Genomic DNA, 18,364 nt, shown 5'->3' with positions numbered 1-18,364 from the left:
CTATATTAGATTTAGATAGCTACTATCTAAGGTCGGCTCGCATGTCGTCAGAGTCAACTTCCCTGATTGTTCATTGAATGAAAAGGGGCATAAGCACCGCTGTAAAAAGTTTAATCTCGGATGATATCATATACTTTCTATAAAAAGTACTAATCCAATATCCATTCATTGGCTTTCAATCCATAGATTATTCTATCTAGAAACCTTCCATTGATATACTCGTAATCTCTTAGTTCACCTTCACGTTTAAACCCTAATTTCTCAGGAATTGCACGGCTCTTTAAATTGTTTGTAGCTACTCCTATTTCAATTTTATTTAATTTCAGTTCGTCAAAAGCATGATTTATTAATACTTTAATAGATTTAGTAATTAATCCCTTACCCTCATATTCTTTACCTAGCCAATATCCAATTTCAGTTTTTTTGTTCTCTTGATCTAAATATAAGTAACCAACAGAACCCACAAGTTTATCCTCACTCCATATTCCTAACCAGTAACCTTCTTCCTTGGCATATCTTATCCGTGTTCTTTCTATAAAGGTTTTTGAATCATCCGCTTCTACAGTAATACTAGGAAACTTCAGCCACTCACCTATATGCTCCCTATTACTGTTAATCAAATTATATAATTGTTCTGCATCTTTAATTTTCAATAGCGATAAATAAGAAGAATCATCCATTTCGTATTTAAACATTGTCGCATTCTCCCTTATTCCTAAGTAAGTACCCATCTTCTTTGAATAAATATTTTAATTCCCTTGATTCTTATAATGCATTACAATTTGCTTTGTCCGTTTAAAACCTGACAATTCGTAAAAACCACCCAAATCCTCTGTACAAAACAAACTAATAACGTCAATATCTTTTAACTCATCTAAAAGTCTTTTGACCATTAGTTCTCCTATTCCTTTATTTCTGTACATACTTAATACAACAACATCTTCTACATAAGCCCGATATATTCCGTCTGAAATAGACCTACAGAAACCAACTAATATATCATCTTTCCAAGCTCCTACTGCAACACCACTAACAAGTAGCTGTAATATTCCATTCTCATCTCGGTTAGGCCACCAACCAGCATCTTGATAAAGACCCATTAGTTCAGATTGTAGAATCGGTTTCTCTGTATGTAATTTTATCGTTAACATGAGTAACCCCCATAGACTCAAAGTTTTCTTGCTTTGATAACGAAGGTTACAGGAAACATCTTCGCTCTTTTTACGAGATCATTATTTTCATCATGCAATTGGATTATTTCCTGTTCGGTTTCTTCAATCATTTGTTCAATAACAAACCCTGCTTTCGCTAACGCATTTATATAGGTTGATAGTTTACGATCAGACAAAGTTAGCTCGCCTTGAACAAAATCAGGAGCGACCGAATACCAAGATTCATCAAAATAAGACTTTTTAAAAACCAATCTATTATTCTCTTCAACAACACATTTGTGAATTGGATGAGACCAACTAAAAATAAATATGCCATCTTTTTTTAAATATGAAGCGATCCGACAAAAGGTACCTTCTAGGTCTGTTGTCCAGCCTATGGCGTAAATCGAATAAACAAAATCAAAATAATCCACAGGGATGTTAGATTCTTCTTCCATAGGAGAACAAATTAATTTTGCTGAAAGACCACACGTTGTCAGATGTTGCTTCGCCTTTTCAATTTGATTTTCTGATATATCCATGCCCCATAGTTCAGCAGCCTTACGCTCTCCCTGATATTGCAAAGATTGACCATCTCCACAGCCGATCTCTAACATCTTTTTTCCTGAGACATCGCCAAAAAGTTGGCATTTTTCCTCTGTTACAAATGCTCCATAAAAAGGAAGCACGATTGCTCCTAAAAAGTCATTTCCTTTCGTATCCCAATAGGAGCTGTTTGTTTCATAAACACGGTGTTTGTTCATCCTGATAACCCCCTCTTTTGTTCGCTGCTCATTCGTTTTACTAATGCCCTTTGTAAGCACGATCTTGCAGTCAGCATTCCTTGACCAACAAATATTATGTTTTAATTGTTGGGACAATAAATTAATTTACGAAATTCTTCTCTAATCTCATAATTCAAACATGTCCCGTTATTTAAACAGGCTACCTTATATCGGTAGCCTGACCCGTATTAAATATAAATTAACAAAAGATGCTCATATCATAATTCAAAATGCTCACAAACTAATCTGAATTGTTCTTCTATACCCAAGTCAGGTGTTCTTTCAAGTGTTTTGATATTGTTATTAACGCAGGCATTTCTAATTTCATTGGAGAATTTCACCATTGTTTTGTTGCCATGTTTAATCGTTTCCGCTGGATCTGATGTAAGGTTAATAACATCCAAAATCATCTTATGGTCTTCTCTAAAGTAATATAGCTTTTCTATTTCATCATCAGATGTATAAAGACACATCATTTTTTCTTTAGGAATAAAGGGTAAAATGTGTTCAGGCATTATTCCTAAATCGATAATGATTGGTTTATCCGTTGGCATCTTTAATAAATCAATAACGAAAAATTCCATCATTTCTACAACAATTTCACAAAGCCATGGAAAAGACACATCAGTAGGCCTATTAAACCACTCTTCCCAGTTTAAACCAGGATGGGGATATTGAAGAGCAGGATATTCAGTCGAATTAGTGAATGGTCTATACTTCAAGACATTATCGCTCAATGTTTGAAATCCTAACTCTGCAACAAATTTCTTTGTCATCGTTGTCTTTCCCGCGCAACAACCACCATTTAACCAATACACATGCTTTAATTGTTCTTTTAAATAATTGTTATTTATTCTCATTTTATTTCTCCTCAATTTTTAATATTGAGGGTGATTACGGATTCTTATCGGTTTTTTATACACACAACAAAACCACATAATATAATCCTCCTTTTCTTATTTATACCTAAATAGTATTCGGTGAATTATAGTTCACTCCTTCATTTACCATTAATCTGTCCGTTAGAGCCACATGACATTGCGGGTTGACTTGCTCTCATATCTTTAGATCGAACAGCTACCATGCGGGTGCGATACGTGGATGCATTGTTAAGGGACACCTCAGACTTCACAAAATTATTTACAAATTGTACTTTATCTTTATATACTTCATATTCAATATTCCCATATCGACTGATGTCTCTATGTATCCAATGATCTGCTCAAAAGTAAAAACATTAAGGGTTTCATTTAAAATTTCTTTGTCATAATTCAAATCGTCAGATACATATGGCACAAACTTTTCGACATCTGTAGATTTAACTTCCTCTAAATCCGGTATTGTTGGAATGTGATTGAGCCTGTTTCTTAATTCCTCTTTATATCCATAATGTTCAAGCAACTTCCCATTCATTAATCTAAAGTCGTTATGATAATGTTTATATAATTCCTTATTAGCTTCCATTCTGTTCCTTAACCAAGGTAAATTAAAACCTTTCAACCATATATCATCTGCAATTAAATGTGTGAAATAACCTAGAACATAAAGGTCTTCTGCCTGTGATCGATACTTATGTAAAAATCCTTTATAGTCTACGTTCCTTGAATAATCCTGAATTTCACCAGCAAAAAAATGTGATGAATCTTTTGTTGTAACAGCATCCGGTGCAATATTTCCAAGTAAAAAAGGCGTTTTATCTACTATAGATAAGGAATTTGCGATTCTATTTGCCACAATCAGATGCATTATTCTTGAACCCATACTTCTTCCTCCCCTTAATGAAAGTTTGAAGTCTGTTTACCTGATTCTGCTTCCTTGAACTGATATTTTCAATCATTAAATTATTTTTTAAATACTGATGTGATAATCATTTCTGCACATTCTTCCGGCGTATTCAAACTCGTATCGACTGAAAAACTATAGTGAATGTGTTGGGACATTATTTTATTTTGCTCATCGGATTGATCTTCTCTTCTGTCACCACGTTCTATATTTCGCTTACGACAAAGAACTAATGGGCAGTACACCTCAACGATATCCAAAGGATATCCATCAAATATATCTTGGACTTTATCATAATGCGGCTTTAATTCCGGTCTTTCAACAATTATCCCATCGATTAAAACATTCTTTCCATGATCCGAAAATAATTTTGCTGTATGATACATTATCATGATCGCTTCACTTAAATACTTCCAGTAGTCTGTTTGCAAATGTTTATCACCAATCGTATTTTCAAAAAGATCATTGGCCACAACATAAAAAAAGGGTTCATCGTAATTTTGCATCGCTTCTACGATTGAAGTTTTACCTGAACTGGTTACGCCATTCAAAAATATAATTTTCCCTTTATCCATTTTCTTATCTTCCTTTGCACGAGTTATATTTAAAGTGTCTATGATTCTTATGATCTCCACTAAAAATGTACTTCCGAACCCCGCCTTCACTGATTCAACCAGTATTTCCAGTAAAAATTAATTACTCTGGTCAGCAATCGATTTACCATATCGAACGAGTATATGCCACATGTATTTTAATTCCTGAAGCACTTCTTCGTAATTACCTCTGTCAGACCAAAGATCAGGATTGCATTTCAAATCGTTGACAGCATTCCCGATCACACTTACGTCGATGTGACCATTCCTTGCAATTCGCTTCGCTAATGATGGCATGTTTGGACCCTAAAATCAGAGGGCACTTCCTCTGCACGCATCGCAAATCCCATATGCCAAAATAGTTCAATGGAATATTTGATGCAGATTTGCTCTAAATAATTCCCTATTTCCGTTCCTTTGAACGATGGGTCAGCTACTAAAATTTCCACATCATCTTCAAGATATATATATCCATGAATTTGAGTTTCGATAAAATGGTTAAGATTCCGATGTGGGGCCATTTTTGACGGATCCTCTAACGGACGTTCCAGATTGTACAATAGCTGATCTATCAATTTTTTAGGAGTAAGCTCTCTTTCTCCAATAGCATAATCCCGAAAGAAAGCATCCGTAAAAAGCGCAGATAAAATATCGTCTAATTCCTCATACGTCCCCTTTTCCTTTGGAGCATCTTGAGAGCCACCGTAAGTGAACGTACAGCGATATGAAGCATTCGGTTTTAAAAGAAAATAACAAGAGCCGAATCGTGGAGACGGTCCATCCGGATGTAACAACAAATGAAGAGCACCATACTTTGGCCGTTCAAAGTTGGTTGCACCTTCTAACTGATATGCTCCGCCAAATAGTTCTTCCTCCCAAAGATCTCTTGCACCACCTACGTATGCAGATACGCTCCCATTGGATATGAAAGTCTCGAACTGACTTTTATAGATTCCCTGCTCTAATAAAGATTGAGCTACACTTTTCATATCTAAAACCGGACGATCCGGATGAAAATGCAAAGCCACCCTTGCATGGGATTTAATCTTATGAACTGCTTCTTCAAAGGTATTCCAAGGAATATTCGAAAAACGAAAAATTTCTTTGAGTGATGCTTGAGCTTCTCTTTTTTGGGATCTTGCGTCATTACTTATATATTCAATCGCTGCGTTCTGAGATCTTGTAAGTTGTCTGTTGTTCGACACAAGAAACACCATCCTTTTCTAAAATTAAGACCTCAACCTACTTTTAAAAACAAGGCTATTAGGAGCATCATCATTCCCTGCAGTAACGCATAATTTCATAGCCTTTATGTAAGCGTTCGCAGTTTTTTTAAGTCGCAATGTTTAAGTGGCTTTAGGCAATTAGTGACAGGTGGCTTTGCCAATTAGCAGGTTGAAAGTGTCCGGTGAATCTGCTCTTCCGGACCACGAACCCTGCTGCCCATTAGATGATGTCACTCATTTCTTCGAGTTACATTCAGAGTAATTTTATTCTTGTTTCCATTTATGTAATTCGAGCAGTTTTCCGGTTTCATAAAAATACTTTATGGCTTCAAGCATGGGAATTAATTCTATACAAATGTTATCACAATAATTGCCTAACTGACCACCAACAACCAGGGGAATTTCACAGTTATCCTGTTTATCGTTCATAAGAGTATATATAGTATCATCAATTGTAATAGACACAATGAAATATTCAGGTCGCCCCCAACTAATGCTGAATCGGTGTCTGATACCTCAAAAAATACTAATGTAAATTTATCTCCATCGAGTTTTCTTAAAAAACTTAAAGTGTCCGTCCATGTAGGATTCACAATGACTTCTTCCTTAAATGTGGTCCCATTCCATGCATCAATACTAATAGATTTTATCATTTTTTCTTTTTACTCTTCTTAGATGTTTTTATTTTATTTGGATGCTTTCATCTAACGTTCCTGTACTCACGACGCCGAGAGGCTTAAGGACCAAAAAATCCGGCTGCGCTTGCTCAGTTTGCCTCTCAGTGTTGTCTTCCTGCTCACACTTCACCGAATTGCTTCCAGCAAGACCAAGGCAGCGTGAATACTCTGACATGTAATGTCACATTTTTCTTTATATACCTTAGGAAATCTAATCATTCCACATTCTTGTTACTTCTTCTAATTCTAAGTCCTCGAATTGCATTTTATAAATATCTGGTTTCTTTAATTGATTCAAAAACTCCAAACCAAAAGCTGAATCAAAATGATTCATCATCAAAGTCATCACAAGACCATGAGTCCCGATTGCTATTTTCTTCCCTCTGTTCTCTTTTAGTAAGGGTTTTAGAACTGAGAGTGCTCTTTTCTGACAATCAGCATTGGACTCTCCACCCGGCAAGGTATAATCAAAATCATTAAAACTCTCTCTGATACTAGACATTAACTCTGCATTTTCAATATTATAAGATGCAAAATGTCGTTCTCTAAGATCTTCAAATGCTTTAATATCTAACTTTAAGTGCTTGGCCAATCCTTCAACACTCAGAATTGCTCGAGTATAAGGACTTGATATAATCATGTCTATTCCTTCACCTATAAGTAACTTCGTTACTTTTTCAATATCGATCTTTCCTTTTGGGGTAAGCCCTCTTGTTCTTTCATTTCCTTCGTTGTATGGTGATTCTCCATGCCTAACCATATAGATAATTGTCTTCATACAAGCCTCCTTTAGATGCTTTCATTAAATATCACACTATGATTTCACATAAAGTTGATATATTCGCGACGTCCATTCACTTGTGTTTTACTACCCAGCGTATGCTCCGACTCCTTTCGGAACCAGGGCGAATACCCGCAGCGTGAATATAATGTTATACGCAGTAACTGACCTCTTTGAATTAACTTTCAAAAGATTGTTCAAATATGGTTATATTCCTGTTCCCTACTTCTGACAGCTCAATCTTCACTAAACTCATTCTTTCTATGATCCCATCCATAGGTTCAAATTCCTTTACTACATCATGAATTCCCTTAGCTATCGCTTCTCTACTTAATTGTGTTCCCAGGGTACAATGTGGATTCCATTGATCTGGACTATAATATATACTCGCTTGATTATTATATTTGTCTAACTTATTATAATAATCCTTATGTAAACGTTGAAGTTCCTCCGTCATGGTTGGAGCTAAAAATATCGTTCCCGAGGTCGGAAAGGTAGCTACGATATCAAATCGTAAACGAAGAGGAGAAACATTATCAAAATAGATTTCCAGTTGTTCTTTAAATCCTTTCAAATCGGAAATATCCGTATATACGGCAAGTGTTATATGAGGACTTAAGTTCTCGAATCTATTCATAAAATAACTGATTCCCTTTTTGTCAAAGTGCATCCATACTTTTCTGACGTACTCATCGAATTCTTTGTTGAAGAATAATTCTACAGCAAACAAACGAACCACATCCTTTCTTTTGTATTCTTATTCATTGGAAAATCGTATGACTAATCTTACATTTTTGCTTGGTTCTCCTTAATGATGAGTTGAGACCACTAAACATTAAAATCATGAAAGATATTCATATGTGTTTTCTTTATTTCAGGTACTGAGCTGCATTCGAATCACTTCAAAATTCCATGTGGGAGACAGGCATGTACCCCTTTAACCCCATTTACAATTTGCGTTATACGTAGATCAACAACAGAACTCCCTAAAGCAATAGCTTCAACACGATTTAAACCATACAACTCACCCATCAAGGTAAGCATTCCATCTAAAGCTTGAACGGTTGCTTCATTAAGATCTTCATGAAACCCAAAAGTAATCCACCCTGCGGGAGTATTAGCTCGGGGGTTTAACAAATCTATGCCTTCAATCAAATTTACAGTTATATCAACAACTTCCATCGGACATTCAATAGCCTGGCAACTGATTTCTCCATCCCCTTGCAAAGCATGACCATCTCCAATAGCAAGGTAACCCCCATCGACAGAAATAGGAAGATACAATTTGCTGCCTTTCACAAGCTCTTTACAATCAATATTTCCACCACAATATCGTGGCGGCCAAGTAGAGTGAATTCCTATGTCATCTGGAGGCATTCCAATAACGCCCATGAAAGGTCGTAATGAAACCGAGAAGGAGTTGCCGTTGATTTCACATACTCCCACCATGGATTTATTATCGAGTTTCCAATCAAGGCTAATTTCCTTAAATTCGGTCAAATGTAACTTCTGGTTTTGCCAATTAGGATATTGACCTGCAGCAGTAAAACCATATTGCCCAGGTATAATATCATTAAACTCAATCTCTAAAGTCATGCCTTTCTTAGCACCTTCAATATAAATAGGTCCCACCAAGGCGTGGCCTCCATCAATTTTTTCTTTTCTTGAAAATGGTTTCCTTCTCTCACTATTACTTCTCCCAGTACCCCAACCTGCGTCTAATGTTTCAAAACATATGGAATCACCAGATGACACTGAAATGATTGGAGTTACTTCTTTAGTAAATGAACCAATTAATATTTCTTGGGATAATTCAATTTTGTGTACCACCATAATATCGCCTCCAATGCGGTATTATCTTTATGCCAATTTTGTATAACGTTTCGTATTCGCGACGTCACCGACTTAAGTCTCCGTCAGGAGCTGGCCGCGAAGCAGTTAGTCGGTGAAGATGTGTCCGACTGCTTTCATTTCCCCGAAATGCATCTGCCGTATCAAAGGCCGAATGGCGCGAAACTTAATATTTTGTTATACGAAGCACTTCTCATCATTGAATTACATTCAGAATCTCAATTACTAAAATTGCTTCTTCTTAATATCCTTCAAGATCGTTTAGATTAATCCACTCAGGTTCATTATCCCTAGATTGATTGATAGAATCTAATTACCACATCTTCTCCTTGGATTGTAGAACTTAGAATCAAGATACAATTATCCCATTCAATAAAATTGGGATTTAATAAATCCGAATTTATGAATTTATTTGATTGAGATAACTCATCCAATAAATTCTTCATTGCCTTATTTGTTTTCATGTTATTCCCGCTTTCGAAGTGTTTCGTATATGGTTCGGGTATTCACGACGTCCTATCGACTTTAGACAGCAAAGCTGCCGGGTACACATCAGCGCACTTAATCGATTGGATGTGTCCGGCTGATTCCACTTCCTTGCTACTGAAAAACTAGCCCCGAATATTCCTCTAACTTCTGCCGGACCGAGGGGCAAATGCCCCGAAGCTTGAATATCGTGTTATCAGATGGTTTAGCCTTCTTTGATATTAAATTATATATTTGCGTATTTTCCGATAACGTTTCTGTATTCATGAACCCTGCGAACCTTAAGGCAGCTTCAGCTGCCTTAAGGTTCGCAGGGTTATCCGCCTGATTCTGCTTCTCTGTCAAAACATTATGACGGATCAAGGTTCGGCTACAGCCGAGCCGCGGCATGAATATAATGTTAGCTGATGTTCCTGCCTTCTTAGAAATACTAATAATCACATTTCCTAAAGAAACCACTCATACATTCTATCTTTCATTTTTTTAGCTGTATCTCGATCTCTTCGATAAATCCATTCAAAAAGTCGCTTATCAATGAAATCTTTCAAATCATATTTGGATTTCTCAAGACAAGATAAAATTTCTTCAAACTCAAAATCAATATGGAAAACGTCCGATCTATCACTAGAATCTGGATCATCAGACCAGACGATGGCCATGTTACCCTTATAAGTTATTCCCGGTGAGGGATCATGTCCAAGCCAAGGACTCTCTCTATTAAGAATAGAATTATAAATCTCCCTAAATTGTTCTAGACCACAGCAACAACTTGGCATAATAAATTTTTCTTCACTTTCATAAAAAGCAACACCACCCAAAATAGCTACAGAGTCATTTGCAAATAGTTCATTGAAAGTGTCTTCCATTGATTGATCTATATTTATATTGCAATATCCAAATAAATGTATTAAAAAGAGTTCAACTTCAGAAGATGTGCACTTGCCCGAAAGCGTTAGTAACTCTGAACGATGCACATCATTGTCAAACCATTTTGGACAATCATAATATGGTTCTCTAATAACAGGTTTTGTATAAGACATCTCTGAATTTACACCTCTAAATAAATAATTGCTGGAATTCTAGCTAATGTTTCTGTATTCATGACGTCCATTCCCCTTAGATAGCTCTTATCTTAAGGGAATGGATGTATCTGCCCGATTCTTCTTCCTCGAAAACACTCCTGGAACAGATCAAGGGACGAATGGCCCGCAGGTGAATATTTTATTATATGGAGGATATGCCGTTTCGAACAACTAACAAAATTACTTATTGCCTTCGTTAAAATATGTTATTTCATATCCATCTATTAATCTTCTTATTCCATCTTTATAGTAAGGCATCAATTGTTCAGCCCTCTCTATATCAATCCAAGCTATTTCAGAAATTTCATTAGGTCTAACTATTTCTTCATTCCCACCGATTACCTCACCTTTAAATGTTATAAATATTACATGTTCTTCTTTTTCCGGAAATTTACATTCATTTACTGCCACTATTCCATGAACTTTAATATCTAGTCCAGTTTCTTCTTTAGCTTCCCTTATTGCTGCTTGGTCTAATGATTCTTCTCTTTCAACAGCGCCGCCTGGAAGTGACCATCGGTCACTAGAATCATCTACATTCCTTACCATTAATATTTTGGAATTGGTTGGGTCAGTAATTAAGGAATAAGCTACATCGACTCTGATCATTATGTTTGACTTCCCTTCTGATTTAGATCTGAATATCTTTCACATAACGCTCTTGTATTCACGAAACGACCCAGCCTTAGATAGCTCTTATCTTAGGCTGGCTCGTTTGTTGTCTGAGTGTTCTTCCATGATTATACATCTGGCAGCCAAGGAGTGATATCCCCGCAACATGAATATATTGTTATGCGCCGTTACTGTCTCCTAAGCATCACCTAGAAACCTTTGATCAAGATTCCCACTCTATTTTTTACTTTGGTATAAAAACTCAACTTCACTATCTAGCAAATATCGATATTCAAATAATTGCATTGTTCTTTCCCTAATCCTCTCCCGTATAACCGTGCCTAGGCTTACCGATCCTTTTGATCCAAGGTAACCATTATTAATAAATGTCTTCTCTACAAATGTTGTTTCCCTTAAGTGATACTGTAACCATTCTTTCTGCGATTCGATTAGTGCTTCTCTTGGTTCTCTATCCAACTTAGAAAGAAGCTTTTTATATATTTGATTCAACTCTTTATCCCAAATTTCTGTATATTTGCTTTCCAACGATCCCCATCCCATTGTTGTAATAATCTCTTTGGAATTTTGAAATTCATTAAATTCTACTTCATAATCATGATCTATAGGATTTCGAAGCATTTCATCATAAAATTCTCCTTTCAAATCGTAGTTCCCAATTCTCATGGATAACACTTCATTGTTAGAAGGCTCTGATCGACCTTCAGTTATTTCTTTCGATTCTGTTCCATTACCTTTACTCTCTACATCAGGAGGCAGTTCAGAATTCATTATTGATTTAGTTTCGCTATTCAAAGTAGTCGATTGACTAATATTTTGACAAGATGAAAACATTATCGTAATAAAAAATAAGAAGAGTATCTTACCTTTCATAAATTATCTCCTTAAAGATTATCTTTAATATTTACCGGTAATGGCGCATAACGTTGTTGTATTCACGAACCCGAGAGGCTTAAGGTCCGCTAAGACCGGGTGGCTCAGCCACTTAGCCTCGCAGGGTTGTCTGCTGAATCCACTTCTCCGAAATGCGCCTTGCAGACCAAAGACCCATCAGGGGCCGCAGCGTGAATACGGTGTTGTCTATTTAGCATTTCCCTTTTAATAAATGCATTAATAAATGGATTATAGCTATTTCAGTTATAAAGAACTGCATATCCGCATTGATATTTGAACAAGGTTTTCTCTTATTTCTGATTTGCTATTCCAACTTCGACTATCCCATTCGACACCACTTAAATCATCACCGCCATACAAGATAACACCTAATTTTACATTTCTAAATTGTGAGACAGCCATAAATGCTGCTGCTTCCATTTCTACAGTTATACACCCTTCTGCTTTCCGCAACTCAACCTTTTCTTTAGTCTCTCTATAAAATGAATCTGTCGTCCAAGTTTTGGCCTTAATATACCTTATATTATGTATATTAAAATCGTCCTCTATGAATTTTAATACCTCTAGATTACATTCAACTTCTCTTGATGGCTTAATGTAATGGTATGATACTCCTTCATCTCTCACTGCCGAAACTGGTACTATTACATGTCCAACAGCAATGTCTTTTTGTAATACACCTGCACCACCACATACTATAAATTTCTGAAAACCATAGGCTATCAGTTCTTCTAAGAATCCTGCTGAACCTGCAGATCCTAAATACCCCAAAGTAATATGTACTTTTTTTCCTTGATAATATGTTTCATATATTGGCAAATCTACAGTCTCGCAATGTAGAGATGCAACTTCTTTCAACTTTCCCTCCGTTTTCATTTTTTCAATTACATCTCGAAAAAATGTTATTACACAGTATTCAAATTCTTCTTTTGGCTTAATAAAATTAGTTGCTTCTATTATTGCAACTCGCGATTCATCAAATTCCAATATCGGGAATTCATTACTATCGATTTTTCTGCTTTCCATCTCGACTTACCTCCAAAGTAATTTAAATTTTTTTTATTATTTCTTTGCAGCTATTACATATAACATTCCTGTATTCACGACGTCCGACGGAGTCGGAAGTGTCCGCCTGCTCCTGCTTCCCTGAAATCCCTCAGCCGCACCGAGGGCGTATGCCCGATGTGTGAATATTATGTTAAGTGGAGTTACGAACCTCTTTGAATTGCTGTCTAGGTATTAATTGTCTTTGTATATGTTTTTACTGAATCCGGAAAAGCTCCTTTAGACTCTGCTTCTTTACTTTCATCACTTATCTGTCTCGCAATTATCTCCAATCCATCAAAACATGCATTTTCTTTGTACCAATCAATTAATTCAAATAAAGATACACTTTCTTGCACCTCCTTATCTTCATAATGCGATACAATTGTTATTGTAAATGCCGGGACTAGAGCATCCGCCTTCAAGTAATACATAAAATTTTTACCTGTGTAGTGCTTCATAAGGTATATCTCAATTTCTTTCTCAAGAAAAGAAAACACTTCAATCAATTGATCTGATGATATTCTATTATTCTTTATAAGTCTATTGAATCCATGGATGTACACGTAATTATAATTTGCTTCATTTCTGGTTAGATTAGGGTCACTAGAAAACAAAAAAGTTGGACAAGTTATTATTGAAGTAACCTCTCGATAAGCCTTCTGAGCATATTTATCTAAATATTCTAAAATCAAGTACTTTGCCTCTCTTCAGTAATTTCACTTAACATCTAATTTATGTACTTCATAAACAACACACAATCAAGCCAATTTCTGAACTACATACATAATAAACCATATTGTTCCATTTGCGAAGGTACTACAACAAACAAAAGAGCGGCCTTTACATCAGGCCGCTCTCCACCTACATATTCTATTACTATCTTAAATAAAACCCTTTACTTCCCACCACTGCTCCTTACCACTCTCTCACTCATTGCCTTATGCTGTGCAATTAAGCAGAGTTCTGCCGCTTTAAACGCATGCTCCTGTGTCATCGCATTCTCTGTTCGATCCAGACAATCCCGGATCAGTTCACCGAAGAATGGATAACCAACCTTTCCTTTGACGCTATAACGGTATTCCCCTTCATGGTTAACCAGGTACACCTGATCACCCTCAGGCTCTCTGGCCACGTCGATATACTTACGCAGCTCAATGTATCCGTCCGTTCCCAAAATAACCGTTCGCCCATCGCCCCATGTACCCAGACCATCCGGTGTAAACCAGTCTACGCGGAAGTAACCGGAAGCCCCGTTGTTGCCGATAAGTGATGCTTCGCCAAAGTCCTCTAGTTCTGGGAATTGTGGATGATTGAAATTGTTCACCCGACTGAAGGCCACTTCTGCATCGGTACATGAAGCAAAGGTCAGAAACTGCTCGATCTGATGACTTCCAATATCACAGAGGATGCCGCCATACTTTTCATGCTGGAAGAACCATTCAGGCCGACCACCCGCATTCAATCGATGCGGTCCTGTCCCCATAACCTGTATAACCTTGCCGATCGCTCCCTGTTCGATCAGTTGTCCGGCATAGATCGCACTTTCCACGTGCAGACGCTCACTGTAATAGACCATATACTTCTTCCCAGTGCGTTTAACCTCTTCACGCGCAAAGGCCAGTTGATCCAGTGTAGTAAAAGGAGCTTTGTCCGTAAAATAATCTTTGCCTGCGGCCATGACTCTCATGCCGAGTGGCGCACGCTCCGATGTAATGGCTGCTCCGGCTACGAGCTGCACTTCATCATCAGCAAGTACCTCCGCTTCAGATGCCGCGATCTGTGCCTGCGGGAACTGTTTCCGAAAAGCCTCGACTTTAGCTGGGTCAGGATCATATACCCATTTGAGCGTTGCCCCAGCCTCCACCAGCCCGCCAACCATACCGTAGATATGTCCATGGTCCAACGCTACAGCAGCAATGGTAAACTCACCTGGACCGCATACGATCTCTTTTTTCAGACTCTTTGGTGCATAAAACATGCCGTCTTTAGCCATACCTTCTCCACCTTTCCAATTCAATTGGATTTTCCGTTTATCGGTTCAGTTATCCTGTACACGCCTTAAGTTCAGCCTGGTGTATAAGTTCCACTTACTTAAATGTCTTTGACAGATCAGCAGGTTGACTGCCACTCTCTGCCTTGTCTTTCTTTGTATTTGAACTGGCAATCCGCTGCTGCAAATGCTCATAGAACAAATTCTCATTGATCGGCAGATCTACCCAGTTATCCGTCCAGGTTGACAACAGCATGGCATTGGACAATGTTAAACCATGGATACCCTCTTCTCCCGGAGCAATGAGCGGTGTCCCGTTCAGGATGGCATCGATCCAGTTGCGAATCAGGCCAGGATGTCCGGTTTCCACACCTGTAATCGGCACCTCGCATTTCCAGCATTCCGGCTGTCCAAATCCTCCGGTAAATCTCTGATTGAATTCAGGCTCGGGTTCACGAAGACGCCAGAAGGTTAACTGACCATCTTCAATGACAATTTTGCCGCGATCCCCGTTGACCTCGAACCGGTTGGTGCCTGGTGCTTCACCTGTCGTGGTCACAAATACACCTGTTGCTCCATTTTCATACTCGACATATGCCGTTACATCATCTTCTACTTCAATGTTCCGGTATTTGCCGAATGAACAGAAGGCACGCATACGCACCGGCATCATGCCGATGGTCCATTGCCATAGGTCCAGTTGATGAGGGTCTTGGTTGATCAGGACACCGCCCCCTTCACCAGCCCACGTTGCCCGCCAGCCGCCTGAATCATAATAGCTCTGAGAGCGATACCAGTTCGTAATAATCCAGTTGGTACGCCGTACCTCACCCAGTTCTCCCGAGGCAATTAGATCTTTTAGTTTGATATATAAAGGGTTGGTTCGCTGGTTATACATCATGGAAAACACTTTGCCGCTGGTAGCCGCGGCTTCATTCATCTTGCGTACCTGTTTGGTGTATACTCCGGCAGGTTTCTCAATCATGACATGCAAACCATTCTGAAAAGCCTGAATGGCCTTTTCGGGATGGTCATAATGCGGGGTTGCTATAATTACCGCATCAATCGTCCCTGATGACATCATCTGCTCCGCATCCTGCCAATAGGTGACTGAAGCCGGAAGATTGCTGGATACCCAGCTCTCCATTTCTTGTCTCACATCACACACAGCCACCAGTTCTGCACCAGGTACCTCTCCTGCTACCAACGTTCTGGCATGGGCTGCACCCATATTCCCAATTCCAATAACGGCTACTCGAACCAAACTCATACCTGTACCTCCTCGTCCACACGACGTTCAATTTCGGCAAAAACATCTGCAAAATGCTGTAACATCGCCTTCGATTGCAAGACCCCACTAAAATCCTCAATCCCGTAATATCCATCATACCCAACGGATTTAAGGTCACGGAATACTTGCAACCAGTTCACCACGCCTTCAGTCAAGGGGGCCCACTGACAATGCCAGTTTGATGTTAGCAAGATTTCTGTATTTTGTTCATTCACACTGGAATTCGAATTCTTGTTTGATTCATCCTTGAACCAAGCCGCATTCTTCACATGCACATGTGCCAGATAAGGTCCCAGTAATTCCAGTCCCATACGATGGTTCTCATATCCTTCATGCACCATGTTGCCTGGATCGTACAACACCCCTACATGCTGTGAATCCAGCGATTGCACGAGCCGATAAGCTAGTGATGCAGTGGGGGCAATCGTTTGATGATGGGTTTCTACTACAGCTTTTACCTTATACTGTTGGGCCATCTCTTGAACCTCGTTCAGATAATGCACAGCTTGTTTGTATAATTCAGGATAGCTGGTTTTGCGATCATAACCGGGAACCCCAACACGCATTATGGATGCTCCTAAGGCTTGTGCAGTTTGAAATGCTTGCTCCGTGGCAAGCAGATCTCCACAGCTCAGATATGGCACCAATGCAATCGACTGTCTGCCATGCTTTTTTGCCGCTTCACGAAATTCCGGTACCTGTTCCTCCCATTGATCCGGATCTATCGAGCAACGATTATGTCTCCAATAAGAAGGTTCTTCGGACAAAGCATCCGCCGGTATTCCACGATATCTCCATTCGATCCCTTCAATGCCTGCTGCGGCTGCAGCAGAAGCCAATTCTTCTGCGGTCAAGTCCGGTGTGGCAACAGTGAATACAGACAATTTCATCAACATTCATCTCCTTATGTAAACGTATTCAATTTATTGTTGTAAACGCATTGTATCATTCATACGAAGGCCACCATAGGGGGCAACGAGAAGAGATGAATGACAGATAAACAGCGGACCATATTCCCCATTCAGAGATAACTTGCAAGTTCCCTTTTGAATGCATACATAACAAAAAGCACCCCGAATAACAGAAGATCCTTCTGATTCGAGATGCCTGGTTTGCAACTTCTATTTTACATCATAAAAAACATGTTCCGCCTGCAATTTCCCTAAATTTGTAGTCATGATACCAAAAGAATATTGGGGCTGAAAGCGCCGATCCGTAGGAGAGCCCGGATTAAATATCAGCACATCATTGACCGTATGCATCACTGGAATGTGCGAATGTCCAAAAATCACAGCATCCACCTGCTGTCCTGCAAAAGTGTGAATCGCATTCTGCTCTGTAGACTTCGATCCCAGATGACCATGTACAAGACCAAGACGCAAACCGTCCGCTTCAACGATGCGGGAGAACCCGAGTTTTTGACCTATTTCAGGCGGGTCCGTATTGCCTGCAACACCTTCAATGGGGGCGTAAGCGCTGAGCAGCTTGTGTACACTCCAGTCCGACCAATCCCCGGCATGGAGAATCAGATCAGCATCTGATAGCGCCTCAACCAAGGGATCGGGTAACTTACGTGCTCTTCGAGGTAAATGAGTGTCCGAGATGACAATAATTTTCATAGTACAGCACACCTTCCCTTTCCCTTACATTACGCTTTATTCGGCATGTGATGGAACTTCAAGCTGGGAACAGGAACGCTCCATATCTTCAAGAGTAATGGATGCGAAGAACTGTTCCACCTTTGCTTCGGCAACCTGATACAGATTGGTCAGAAGGCTGTCAATACGAAGACCAACATCACAATTCGGATTACAGTTACCATGAATCGGAAACAATGGCCCTTCATCCTTGGCAGCCTGATAGATCATGGCTAATGTGATTTCGCTTGAGGGTTTGGCGAGGTAAAATCCTCTTGTTCCTGGTGAGGAGTCCACAAGTCCTGCCTTTTTCAACCCACCGAGAATACGTCTGACCACGACAGGGTTGGTATTCACACTACCTGCAATCAGTGCCGAAGTGATTCGTTCAGGCGCGCTGAAAGACAACAACAACAAACAATGCACACTGACCGAAAAATGAGTACTCATGATTAACCACC

20 protein-coding genes and 1 pseudogene are annotated in these 18,364 nt (G+C 38.9%); all 21 read right to left on the bottom strand.

Annotated elements, in window-relative coordinates; genetic code table 11:
- Positions 1–149: 149 nt before the first annotated feature.
- The 21 genes and pseudogenes from PTQ21_RS17285 to PTQ21_RS17185 all read right to left on the bottom strand — a co-directional run bounded on the left by PTQ21_RS17285 (position 150) and on the right by PTQ21_RS17185 (position 18,353).
- Positions 150–695, bottom strand: coding sequence for a GNAT family N-acetyltransferase (locus PTQ21_RS17285; protein WP_274566466.1), 546 nt, complete (start codon positions 693–695; stop codon positions 150–152).
- Between the two features lie 54 nt (positions 696–749).
- Complete coding sequence (locus PTQ21_RS17280) at positions 750–1,151, bottom strand: GNAT family N-acetyltransferase (protein WP_274566465.1); 402 nt, start codon at positions 1,149–1,151, stop codon at positions 750–752.
- A gap of 17 nt (positions 1,152–1,168) precedes the next feature.
- Positions 1,169–1,915: a class I SAM-dependent methyltransferase gene (locus tag PTQ21_RS17275; protein ID WP_274566464.1), complete on the bottom strand. Its 747-nt coding sequence runs from the start codon at positions 1,913–1,915 to the stop codon at positions 1,169–1,171.
- A 239-nt stretch (positions 1,916–2,154) separates the two neighbouring features.
- Positions 2,155–2,796: a DEAD/DEAH box helicase family protein gene (locus PTQ21_RS17270; RefSeq protein WP_274566463.1), complete on the bottom strand. Its 642-nt coding sequence runs from the start codon at positions 2,794–2,796 to the stop codon at positions 2,155–2,157.
- Between the two features lie 280 nt (positions 2,797–3,076).
- Entirely contained in the window at positions 3,077–3,697 is a 621-nt protein-coding gene (locus PTQ21_RS17265; RefSeq protein WP_274566462.1) for a zinc dependent phospholipase C family protein, read from the bottom strand.
- Positions 3,698–3,777: 80 nt separating this feature from the next.
- Complete coding sequence (locus PTQ21_RS17260) at positions 3,778–4,293, bottom strand: phosphotransferase-like protein (RefSeq protein WP_274566461.1); 516 nt, start codon at positions 4,291–4,293, stop codon at positions 3,778–3,780.
- Positions 4,294–4,410: 117 nt separating this feature from the next.
- Positions 4,411–5,528 (bottom strand): annotated as a pseudogene (locus PTQ21_RS17255) (DUF3626 domain-containing protein).
- A gap of 273 nt (positions 5,529–5,801) precedes the next feature.
- The gene (locus PTQ21_RS17250; protein WP_274566460.1) at positions 5,802–6,002 is read right to left on the bottom strand and encodes a hypothetical protein; all 201 of its coding nucleotides are present in this window, start codon (positions 6,000–6,002) and stop codon (positions 5,802–5,804) included.
- A 423-nt stretch (positions 6,003–6,425) separates the two neighbouring features.
- A complete protein-coding gene (locus PTQ21_RS17245) occupies positions 6,426–6,992 on the bottom strand; it encodes a histidine phosphatase family protein (RefSeq protein ID WP_274566459.1) in 567 nt (188 codons plus the stop codon).
- A 181-nt stretch (positions 6,993–7,173) separates the two neighbouring features.
- Positions 7,174–7,725, bottom strand: coding sequence for a 2'-5' RNA ligase family protein (locus PTQ21_RS17240; protein ID WP_274566458.1), 552 nt, complete (start codon positions 7,723–7,725; stop codon positions 7,174–7,176).
- Positions 7,726–7,892: 167 nt separating this feature from the next.
- Positions 7,893–8,828 (bottom strand): acetamidase/formamidase family protein, encoded by a 936-nt coding sequence (locus PTQ21_RS17235; protein WP_095205943.1) that lies wholly within the window; start codon positions 8,826–8,828, stop codon positions 7,893–7,895.
- A gap of 950 nt (positions 8,829–9,778) precedes the next feature.
- Positions 9,779–10,372, bottom strand: a complete 594-nt coding sequence (locus tag PTQ21_RS17230; protein ID WP_274566456.1) for a hypothetical protein — start codon at positions 10,370–10,372, stop codon at positions 9,779–9,781.
- Between the two features lie 222 nt (positions 10,373–10,594).
- Positions 10,595–11,023 (bottom strand): NUDIX hydrolase, encoded by a 429-nt coding sequence (locus PTQ21_RS17225; protein ID WP_274566455.1) that lies wholly within the window; start codon positions 11,021–11,023, stop codon positions 10,595–10,597.
- A 240-nt stretch (positions 11,024–11,263) separates the two neighbouring features.
- Positions 11,264–11,917 (bottom strand): lysozyme inhibitor LprI family protein, encoded by a 654-nt coding sequence (locus PTQ21_RS17220; protein WP_274566454.1) that lies wholly within the window; start codon positions 11,915–11,917, stop codon positions 11,264–11,266.
- A gap of 264 nt (positions 11,918–12,181) precedes the next feature.
- Positions 12,182–12,964, bottom strand: coding sequence for a nucleoside phosphorylase (locus tag PTQ21_RS17215; RefSeq protein WP_274566453.1), 783 nt, complete (start codon positions 12,962–12,964; stop codon positions 12,182–12,184).
- Positions 12,965–13,170: 206 nt separating this feature from the next.
- The gene (locus tag PTQ21_RS17210) at positions 13,171–13,677 is read right to left on the bottom strand and encodes a hypothetical protein (RefSeq protein WP_090805490.1); all 507 of its coding nucleotides are present in this window, start codon (positions 13,675–13,677) and stop codon (positions 13,171–13,173) included.
- Positions 13,678–13,880: 203 nt separating this feature from the next.
- The gene (locus PTQ21_RS17205; RefSeq protein ID WP_274566452.1) at positions 13,881–14,978 is read right to left on the bottom strand and encodes a Gfo/Idh/MocA family protein; all 1,098 of its coding nucleotides are present in this window, start codon (positions 14,976–14,978) and stop codon (positions 13,881–13,883) included.
- Between the two features lie 94 nt (positions 14,979–15,072).
- Entirely contained in the window at positions 15,073–16,245 is a 1,173-nt protein-coding gene (locus PTQ21_RS17200; RefSeq protein WP_274566451.1) for a Gfo/Idh/MocA family protein, read from the bottom strand.
- On the bottom strand, positions 16,242–17,156 hold the full coding sequence (locus PTQ21_RS17195) for a sugar phosphate isomerase/epimerase family protein (protein ID WP_274566450.1): 915 nt from the start codon (positions 17,154–17,156) through the stop codon (positions 16,242–16,244). The genes PTQ21_RS17200 and PTQ21_RS17195 overlap by 4 nt, the downstream gene beginning before the upstream one ends.
- A gap of 231 nt (positions 17,157–17,387) precedes the next feature.
- On the bottom strand, positions 17,388–17,885 hold the full coding sequence (locus tag PTQ21_RS17190) for a metallophosphoesterase family protein (RefSeq protein ID WP_063563239.1): 498 nt from the start codon (positions 17,883–17,885) through the stop codon (positions 17,388–17,390).
- A gap of 36 nt (positions 17,886–17,921) precedes the next feature.
- Positions 17,922–18,353, bottom strand: a complete 432-nt coding sequence (locus PTQ21_RS17185) for an Rrf2 family transcriptional regulator (protein ID WP_063563238.1) — start codon at positions 18,351–18,353, stop codon at positions 17,922–17,924.
- Between the last annotated feature and the right edge of the window lie 11 nt (positions 18,354–18,364).

It is taken from the genome of Paenibacillus marchantiae (assembly GCF_028771845.1).
Classification (GTDB): Bacteria; Bacillota; Bacilli; order Paenibacillales; family Paenibacillaceae; genus Paenibacillus; species Paenibacillus marchantiae.
Note: the sequence above shows the minus strand (reverse complement) of the source record. Positions and strands in the feature narration are given on the sequence as shown.

Bases quoted from the DNA above. Each gene is read 5' to 3' on its own strand.
- PTQ21_RS17265 (WP_274566462.1), bottom strand. From the start codon at position 3,697: ATGGGTTCAAGAATAATGCATCTGATTGTGGCAAATAGAATCGCAAAT.
- PTQ21_RS17280 (WP_274566465.1), bottom strand. From the start codon at position 1,151: ATGTTAACGATAAAATTACATACAGAGAAACCGATTCTACAATCTGAA.
- PTQ21_RS17225 (WP_274566455.1), bottom strand. From the start codon at position 11,023: ATGATCAGAGTCGATGTAGCTTATTCCTTAATTACTGACCCAACCAAT.
- PTQ21_RS17190 (WP_063563239.1), bottom strand. From the start codon at position 17,885: ATGAAAATTATTGTCATCTCGGACACTCATTTACCTCGAAGAGCACGT.
- PTQ21_RS17285 (WP_274566466.1), bottom strand. From the start codon at position 695: ATGTTTAAATACGAAATGGATGATTCTTCTTATTTATCGCTATTGAAA.
- PTQ21_RS17230 (WP_274566456.1), bottom strand. From the start codon at position 10,372: ATGTCTTATACAAAACCTGTTATTAGAGAACCATATTATGATTGTCCA.
- PTQ21_RS17185 (WP_063563238.1), bottom strand. From the start codon at position 18,353: ATGAGTACTCATTTTTCGGTCAGTGTGCATTGTTTGTTGTTGTTGTCT.
- PTQ21_RS17235 (WP_095205943.1), bottom strand. From the start codon at position 8,828: ATGGTGGTACACAAAATTGAATTATCCCAAGAAATATTAATTGGTTCA.
- PTQ21_RS17215 (WP_274566453.1), bottom strand. From the start codon at position 12,964: ATGGAAAGCAGAAAAATCGATAGTAATGAATTCCCGATATTGGAATTT.
- PTQ21_RS17270 (WP_274566463.1), bottom strand. From the start codon at position 2,796: ATGAGAATAAATAACAATTATTTAAAAGAACAATTAAAGCATGTGTAT.
- PTQ21_RS17195 (WP_274566450.1), bottom strand. From the start codon at position 17,156: ATGAAATTGTCTGTATTCACTGTTGCCACACCGGACTTGACCGCAGAA.
- PTQ21_RS17245 (WP_274566459.1), bottom strand. From the start codon at position 6,992: ATGAAGACAATTATCTATATGGTTAGGCATGGAGAATCACCATACAAC.
- PTQ21_RS17205 (WP_274566452.1), bottom strand. From the start codon at position 14,978: ATGGCTAAAGACGGCATGTTTTATGCACCAAAGAGTCTGAAAAAAGAG.
- PTQ21_RS17220 (WP_274566454.1), bottom strand. From the start codon at position 11,917: ATGAAAGGTAAGATACTCTTCTTATTTTTTATTACGATAATGTTTTCA.
- PTQ21_RS17260 (WP_274566461.1), bottom strand. From the start codon at position 4,293: ATGGATAAAGGGAAAATTATATTTTTGAATGGCGTAACCAGTTCAGGT.
- PTQ21_RS17200 (WP_274566451.1), bottom strand. From the start codon at position 16,245: ATGAGTTTGGTTCGAGTAGCCGTTATTGGAATTGGGAATATGGGTGCA.
- PTQ21_RS17275 (WP_274566464.1), bottom strand. From the start codon at position 1,915: ATGAACAAACACCGTGTTTATGAAACAAACAGCTCCTATTGGGATACG.